Source organism: Pseudomonas sp. MD195_PC81_125, from assembly GCF_014060985.1.
GTDB classification, from domain to species: Bacteria; Pseudomonadota; Gammaproteobacteria; order Pseudomonadales; family Pseudomonadaceae; genus Aquipseudomonas; species Aquipseudomonas parakoreensis.
In genome coordinates this window covers 1-985 of record NZ_JABULD010000777.1, presented here as the reverse complement: position 1 = coordinate 985, position 985 = coordinate 1, and the positions used below count along the sequence as shown (strand labels likewise).

At 54.2% G+C, this 985-nt stretch carries 2 protein-coding genes; both read right to left on the bottom strand.

What is annotated here, in order from left to right; genetic code table 11:
• Window positions 1-241 (bottom strand): TniB family NTP-binding protein (locus tag HT737_RS29155; RefSeq protein WP_182404555.1); only part of this gene is annotated, 241 nt, incomplete at its 3' end.
• Window positions 238-985: Mu transposase C-terminal domain-containing protein (locus tag HT737_RS29150; RefSeq protein WP_182404554.1), on the bottom strand; the 748-nt coding region annotated here is incomplete at its 5' end. The genes HT737_RS29155 and HT737_RS29150, both read right to left, overlap by 4 nt.

Genomic DNA, 985 nt, shown 5'->3' with positions numbered 1-985 from the left:
CTGATAGCTCCTTGAACCGGGTGACCACCGTGGTTTTGCCTGTATTGGACTCACCGACAAACATGAGGTTTGGCATACGAGGACGCTCGGGCTTGCGTAGCAAGCCATTGAGGATGTCCATCAGGTTGTTAGCCGCCTGGTAATCAACCCAGCGCGGCTCATCCAGGAATGCGAGCCGATCAAGATCGGACTTTTCCATCACGTCTCTGAACTGCGGTGTGATATGGGCGTAATTGGTCACCAGACTTCTCCAAAAGTGTCCACTTCATCCACCGACAACAGTTGCGGCGATTCAGGTAACCCAATAGGTGGCAACTTGGGCTCGACGTGCGGCGTGGGCCGAGCCGGCGTAGTTTGTTTGGTGTTGTTCGTCCGCTTCTGAACACTTTTGCGAGCCTGCTTGGTGCGCACGGCAGCCTCAGTTTCCTGCTGCTTGTTTTCGTCCAACATCCGTTCGATAACGTCGTGGTTGACCGCGTCGCGGCCGGCCTTCCTCGCTTTTTTCTTGGCGTTGACGTACTCGCCCACCGTTACGCCGGCGTATCTGCCACGAATGATCGGTACCTCAAAGTGCTCTCTCAACGCCGGGTCGTAGAACCAGATTCGATTGATGTCACGAGGGTCGCGGCGAAAAAGGAATTTTCGAGCCTTACCTGTTTTAGGATCGGTTGCACCTATCCACGGCCGCAGTGCTTCAGCGAAATACATCGCGTCCATTTCCACGCCATAGGGGTGAATGGTTCGCAGCGTCGCAGGCAAGAAGTCGAGTTGGAAACCCCACGGATCCGCGACCCTGGGCGGTAGGGGCACAATCGGGTCGTGCTCTTTATCTCCGAAAAATGCCAGATTCCATTTCTTGATCGGCGCCATGTCGATCTCTTCATGGAATTTATTGTTGTACTTGATGAGGTTTCTGACCAACCGCTGCTCGTATTCTGCAAACGTGTAGATCGACTGCTTCTCAGAGTCATATTCACGACGCTCG